Source organism: Catellatospora coxensis, assembly GCF_016862635.1.
In the GTDB taxonomy this organism is placed as follows: domain Bacteria; phylum Actinomycetota; class Actinomycetes; order Mycobacteriales; family Micromonosporaceae; genus Catellatospora; species Catellatospora coxensis.
This window is the reverse complement of record NZ_BONI01000101.1, coordinates 23,969-30,204: the sequence shown is the minus strand read 5'-3', so window position 1 is coordinate 30,204 and position 6,236 is coordinate 23,969. Positions and strand designations below refer to the sequence as shown.

Here is a 6,236-nt window from a genome sequence, read left to right as displayed (position 1 = left end):
AGTGGTCTTGGAGGTCAGATGAGGTCCGCGAGGGTCACCTCGTTCGGCGGCGTCGTGACGCGGCGGGTGACCCGGCGGGCGCGGACGTTCGCGGCGTGGGCGGCCGCGCGCAGGGACGCCGCCGCGGCGGCCGCGGCCTCGGTGGCCAGCCAGGCCTGCTTCTCGCTGTCGGCCGCCCGGCGGTACGCGGTGCGCAGCGACGCGCGGGCGAACTGCGACAGCATCGTCTCCTGCTCGATCGGGTGCCGGCGCGGGTCCCAGCCGGCGCGGTGGGCCAGCGCGTCGCTCAGCTCCAGGGCGGACAGCTGCTGGTGCGAGCAGGCCGACATGGCGGAACGGTGCAGGTGGCGCTCACGGAAGGCGTACTCGGCGGGGGTCTGCGGGGTGCGCGGCAGCGGCAGCGCGGCCGCGGTCAGCTTGCGGCGCGCCTCGGAGTCGGCCTCGTCGTAGCGCTGCCAGGCGGTCTCCGCCACGTCCTGCGCGGCCAGCCACTCCTCGCGTCGGCGGCGGGCCGTCGCCGCGGCGCGCTCCGCGGCGACGGTCGCCTCGCGGGCCTTGCGGACCAGCGTCTGCGCGTGCGCCGCCAGCAACGCCTGCTGCTCCGCCACTTCCGGTGCGGGCGTCGCCGGCCGGGGCTCCGGCTGGCGGGTGTACAGGGTCAGCGCGCCGATGGCCACGACGGCGAGCACGGCGAGCAGCGACCAGACGAGCGCGGCGTTCGGCAGGTCACGGAGGAACAGGTCCAGGACGACGTTCATGATCGACACCTCGGGGTGGTGGAGGGGTGGACGCGACACCAGGGTTCGTCGCGAGGCGAGGGAAGTGCGGTGATCGGGCACGGCGACAGGCGGCCACGAGAAGGCGGTACGCCGCGACAGGAGCGCGGCGGTGAGGGTGACGGGAGGTTACGCGGGCGGGGCGCGGCTGCCCTGCGCCCGAAGGTGCGCCGACGCCGGCAGCGGGCCGGTGTCCACGACGATGCGGGCCGTCGGGGCCGCCTCGGTGGTTCCGATCCGGACGGGCGCGGCCGCCGGGGCGGGCTCCGCCTCGTGCCTGTCGGACGCGGCGCTCTCCGCGACCTGTTCGGCCTGCGGCCGCGGGGCCAGCTGGGCCGCGGCCTGGGTCGCCGAGGGGGCGAGCAGCAGGCTCATCAGGGCCAGCGCGGTCAGCATCCGCGCCGAGAGGCGCACGACCCACCGGATTGGACCGGTGAGCGCGCTGAATGTCACGAAACGAAAACTACCCCGTTCGAGCGAACGTCGCATCCGGAGTGATCGAGACCACAGGGCACGGCGGCGCCGGTTCTCTGACAGACTGGCGACCGTCGCTGCCCGACGAACCCGGGGGGATCACATGAGCAGCACCGCCTCGCCGATCGTGGAACCCACGCCGACGCTGACCCGCCTCGCGCCGGACGTGTACGCCTACCTGCAGCCCGACGGCGGCTGGTGCGTCAGCAACGCCGGAGTGCTGCTCGGCGAGGACGCGGTGACCCTGATCGACGCGACCGCCACCGAACGCCGCGCCCGCCTGCTGGCCGAGCACATCGCCGCGCTGACCTGGGCGCCGGTGCGCACCCTGGTGGTCACCCACCGGCACGGCGACCACCATTACGGCGCGCGCACGGTCGCGCCAGACGCGGTCGTCGTCGCGCACGAGAAGGCGCGCGCCGACATCATCGGCGACGGCCTGAACCTGCCCGGCATCTGGCCCGACGTGGCGTGGGGCGAGGTCGCCCCGGCCGTGCCCACGCTCACCTACGCCGACCGGCTCACCCTGTACGCCGGGGCGCTGCGGGTGGAGCTGTGGCACCCCGGCCCGGCGCACACCACCGGCGACACCCTGGTCTGGATTCCCGAACACCGCGTGCTGTTCACCGGGGACGTCACGTTCTCCGAGGTCACGCCGCTGTGCCTGATGGGCTCGATCGAGGGCTCGCTGGAGGTGCTGGGGCAGCTCGCCGCGCTCGACCCCGCGGTCGTGGTCAGCGGGCACGGGCCGCTCGCCGGGCCGGAGGTGTTCGAGGCCAACGCCGCGTACCTGCGCCTGGTCCAGGAGCTGGCCGCCGACGGCCTCGCGGCCGGGCTCACCCCGCTGGAGACCGCCACGCGCGCCGACCTGGGCCGGTTCAAGACCTGGCTCGACGCCGAGCGCCTGGTCGCCAACCTGCACCGGGCGTACGCCGAAGCGCAAGGCGCCGAACGGGGCGCCGAGCTCGACAACTACACGATCCTCGCCGACGTGGCCGCGTTCAACGGCGGACGCATCCCCACCTGCTTCGCGTGACATGGCGGGCTGGTTCCCGCCACCGGGTGAGCTGCGTGACGCCGCCTACGCCACGTTCGCCAACACCATCGGCGTCGGACTGTGGACCGCGGGCGGCGCGCTGTACCTGACCCGGGTCGCGGGCCTGCCCGCCACCGTGGTCGGCGCGGGCCTGTCCGCCGCCGCGCTGGTCGGCCTGGCCGCGAGCGTGCCCGCGGGACGGTTCGCCGACCGCCGCGATCCGCGCACGCTGCGCGCCGTGCTGCAGGTGCTGCAGGCGGGCGCGGCGCTGCTGTTCCTGCTCGTCGACTCGGCGGCGAGCTTCCTGGCGGTCGCCGCCGTCGAGGCGCTGCTGGTCACCGGCAACCTGGCGGTGCGGGCCGCGCTGGTAGGCGCGCTCGGCCGGACCGCCGGGCGGGTGCACGTGTTCGCGACACTGCGCACCGCCGCGAACACCGGCACGGCCATCGGCGCGGGTCTGGCCGCGCTGGCCCTGGCCGCCGACAGCCCGGCCGCGTACCGCCTGCTCGTCGTCGCCGACGCGGCCACCTACCTGATCTCGGCGGCGTTGCTGATGCGCCTGCCCCGCTACCCGGCCGCCGACGCCGCCGAGCGGCCACGCACGTGGGAGGTCTGGCGCGACGGCCGTTACCTGGCGGTCACCGCGACCACCTCGGCGATGTACCTGCGCCGGGTCGTGCTGACGCTGGTGCTGCCACTGTGGATCGCCACGCGCGCCGACGTACCCACGGTCGTGGTCTCGGCCGTCCTGGTGACGTACACCGTGCTGACCGTGGTGCTGTCGGCCCGCTTCGGCCGTCGTGCGGAGCAGGCCGAACCCGCCGCGCGGATGGTCCGCCGCGGCTCGCTGGTGCTGGCCGTCGCGATGCTCGGGTTCGCCGCCGCGACCACCCTGTCCACGGCTGCCACGGTGGCCCTGCTGCTGGCGTCCACCGCGGTCTACTCGGTGGGCGAGCTGTGGCACGTCAACGGCGCGACCGGCCTGTCCTACGCGCTCGCGCCCGAACACGCCATCGGGCAGTACCAGGGCGTCACCGTGCTGCTCAACGGCCTGGCCATGGCCGCCGGCCCGGCCCTGCTCACCGCCGTGATCGTCGGCTCCGGATCGCCGGCGGGCTGGTTGCTGCCGATCGGCCTGGTGACCGTGTGCGGGCTCGCCGTGCCACCGCTGACCCGCTGGGCCCGGACCGCCCCGGCACGACCGGCCCCCGCGGCCGAGCCGGTCGCCGGCTGACCCCGCGCGATCCGGCATCGGCAAACGCCCGCGCCGCGCCGCGCAGCGCTTCTAGGCTCAGGGCGTGGAACTGCGCGTGTTCACCGAACCCCAGCAGGGCGCCACGTACGAGCAGTTGCTCGCGGTGGCGCGGGCCGCCGAGGACGCCGGGTACGGCGCGTTCTTCCGGTCCGACCACTACCTGAAGATGGGCGACGTGACCGGGTTGCCGGGGCCGACGGACGCGTGGACCACCCTGGCCGGGCTCGCCCGCGACACCAGCCGGATCCGGCTCGGCACCCTGATGACCGCGGCGACGTTCCGCCTGCCGGGGCCGCTGGCGATCAGCGTGGCGCAGGTGGACGCGATGAGCGGCGGCCGGGTCGAGCTGGGTATCGGCGCGGGCTGGTACACCGAGGAGCACGAGGCGTACGGCATCCCGTTCCCGCCCGTCGGCGAGCGCTTCGACCGGCTCGGCGAGCAGCTGCACATCATCACCGGGCTGTGGTCCACCCCGGCCGGCGGCGCGTTCGACTTCCACGGCAAGCACTACACGGTGACCAGGTCGCCGGCGCTGCCGAAGCCGGTGCAGCGGCCGTACCCGCCGATCCTGCTCGGCGGCGGCGGCAAGCGGCGCACTCCGGTGCTGGCGGCGCGCTTCGCCGACGAGTTCAACATGCCGTTCGCGAGCGTCGAGGACTCGGCCGCGCAGTTCGGCCGGGTCCGGGACGCGTGCGTGCGCACCGGCCGCGACCCGGGCGCGCTGCGCCTGTCGAACGCCCTGGTGCTGTGCTGCGGGCGTACCGACGCCGAGGTGGCCCGCCGCGCGAAGGCGATCGGCCGGGAGGTCGACGAGCTGCGGACCAACGGCCTGGCCGGCTCACCGGCGGAGATCGTCGACAAGCTCGGCCGGTACGCCGGGATCGGCGCGCAGCGCGTCTACCTCCAGCTCCTCGACCTGACCGATCTGGACCACCTGGACCTGGTCGCCTCGGCGGTGGCCCCGCAGGTCGCCTGACGCCGGGCCCGGGCGCGGTTCCGGGGCGCGAAGCGCACCAAGATCGTTCGACTTGCCTGGCAGTCGGGCGATTAGGCGGTGAAGATACGCCCAGGTGCCAGGCAAGTCCGACGATCTTGGCGGTGCCGCGCCGGGTTCAGCCCGCCCAAGCGGGCAGCGGCTCGCGCGAGGCGAGCCACTCGGGCGGGATGCCCGCCAGTCCGGTGTACGCGGCCACGATGCCGCCGACGATCGCCGCCGTGGTGTCGACGTCCCCGCCCGCCTCGACGCAGGTGCGGATCGCCGCCGGGTAGTCGTGCAGCATCCGGGCCGCGACCCAGATCGCGAACGGCACCGTGTCCTGGGCGGTGATCGCCGCGCCGTTGCCCAGCTCGTACGCCGCCTCGGCTGCCGGCAGGTGCAGCATCCGCCGCGCCCGGCCGAGCCCCCGGTGCACCCGGCCGGGCGGTGTCAGCGCCCGCACCGCGTCGACGAACGGCCCCGGTTTGGGGCGGGTGCCCGCCAGCCGTCCCGCGCAGGCGTGACTCGCGGCGACGGCGACGGCGACCGCCCCCGCGACCCCCTCCGGGTGGGCGTGGGTGACCATCGCCGACGCGACGGCCTGCTCGGCGGCGCGGGCCGGATCGTCGGGGAAGTACGCGCCCAGCGGCGCTACCCGCATCGCGGCTCCGTTGCCGCACGAGCCCTGCCCGTCGAACGCCTCGGTGGCGGCCTGCTGCCAGGGCGCGCCGCCGCGCACCCGCCGCAGGATGATGAACGCGCCCACGCCGTACCCACGGTTGGGTTCGCAGCGCTGCGCGAACGCCTCGACGAGCCGGTCCGGGTCGATCCGGCCCGCCTCGTTCAGCATCCAGGTGATGGAGCAGGCCATCTCGGTGTCGTCGGTCCATTCCCAGACCGGCGGCGGGACGACGCCCGCCACGAGGTCGGCGACTCTGCGACCGACCATGAAGTACTGCGCTCCCAGCGCGTCCCCGACGGACAGTCCCGCCAGGCTCTCGGCGGCGTATCCGCGCCGCGTGTTCTCGTGTAGGACGAACCTCATCGTGCCGCCGATCATGTCCCACCACGTCCACCCCGGCAACCGGGTATGCGGCCACAGTTCAAGATCTGTTTTCATGGACGCCGGCCGATGCCGGAACGACGTCCAGCGTCCACAAAAACGGATCAACGCCGCTGGCTCAGGTATCCAGCACGGCTTCGATGAACGGGGCCTTGCCCGCCCGGTAGGCGACCCGGTCGTGCCGGTCGCGTGCGGCGAGCTCGGTCTTCAGGGCGGCGTAGCGCGCCGCGGCGGCAGGGTCGGCGCGCAATCGGTCGCGAAAGACCAGCCAGGTCGGCCAGCCGTCCGAGGCGTGCTCGACCACGTGCAGGTGGTGGCTGCGCCGGGCGACGTCCGGGAAGCAGTACGACCACCGCCGCAGCTCCCGGTCCGTCGGCTCGGGCGCGGCCACCCAGCCGATCTCGGCCAGCCGCTCCGCCACCGGGCCCGCCGCCGCGTGATCGGTGACCCGGGCCAGCATGTCGATGATCGGCTTGGCCGGCAGCCCCGGCACCGACGTGCTGCCGATGTGCTCGACGGGACCGACGAGCACCGGCGCCAGCACCGCCGCCACTCGGTCCCGCTGCTCCTCGAACAGCTCCGGCCAGCGCCGCTCGTACGGCACGATCACGATCTCGTCCAGCCGGATCCCTGGTGTCTGCATCCGACCAGACTGC

Annotated in this window: 7 protein-coding genes; 3 read left to right on the top strand and 4 right to left on the bottom strand. The window is 74.7% G+C overall.

Annotated features, from left to right (window positions below):
• Nucleotides 1–14: 14 nt before the first annotated feature.
• On the bottom strand, nt 15–758 hold the full coding sequence (locus tag Cco03nite_RS37475) for a hypothetical protein (protein WP_203698774.1): 744 nt from the start codon (nt 756–758) through the stop codon (nt 15–17).
• A gap of 147 nt (nt 759–905) precedes the next feature.
• Nucleotides 906–1,229: a hypothetical protein gene (locus Cco03nite_RS37470; RefSeq protein WP_203698773.1), complete on the bottom strand. Its 324-nt coding sequence runs from the start codon at nt 1,227–1,229 to the stop codon at nt 906–908.
• Nucleotides 1,230–1,353: 124 nt separating this feature from the next.
• Here Cco03nite_RS37470 and Cco03nite_RS37465 point away from each other — a divergent pair, with 124 nt between their 5' ends.
• From Cco03nite_RS37465 to Cco03nite_RS37455, 3 genes are all read left to right on the top strand, one after another.
• On the top strand, nt 1,354–2,286 hold the full coding sequence (locus Cco03nite_RS37465) for an MBL fold metallo-hydrolase (protein WP_203698772.1): 933 nt from the start codon (nt 1,354–1,356) through the stop codon (nt 2,284–2,286).
• Nucleotide 2,287: 1 nt separating this feature from the next.
• Nucleotides 2,288–3,520 (top strand): MFS transporter, encoded by a 1,233-nt coding sequence (locus Cco03nite_RS37460; protein ID WP_203698771.1) that lies wholly within the window; start codon nt 2,288–2,290, stop codon nt 3,518–3,520.
• A 64-nt stretch (nt 3,521–3,584) separates the two neighbouring features.
• A complete protein-coding gene (locus Cco03nite_RS37455) occupies nt 3,585–4,517 on the top strand; it encodes an LLM class F420-dependent oxidoreductase (protein WP_203698770.1) in 933 nt (310 codons plus the stop codon).
• Between the two features lie 136 nt (nt 4,518–4,653).
• On the opposite strand, the gene Cco03nite_RS37450 is transcribed toward Cco03nite_RS37455, so the two are convergent.
• Together Cco03nite_RS37450 and Cco03nite_RS37445 are read right to left on the bottom strand one after the other, a co-directional pair.
• Nucleotides 4,654–5,562 carry an ADP-ribosylglycohydrolase family protein gene (locus Cco03nite_RS37450; RefSeq protein ID WP_203698769.1) on the bottom strand — a complete coding sequence of 303 codons (909 nt, stop codon included), beginning with the start codon at nt 5,560–5,562 and terminating at the stop codon, nt 4,654–4,656.
• A gap of 136 nt (nt 5,563–5,698) precedes the next feature.
• The gene (locus Cco03nite_RS37445; protein ID WP_239167975.1) at nt 5,699–6,223 is read right to left on the bottom strand and encodes a GrpB family protein; all 525 of its coding nucleotides are present in this window, start codon (nt 6,221–6,223) and stop codon (nt 5,699–5,701) included.
• Nucleotides 6,224–6,236 lie beyond the last annotated feature (13 nt).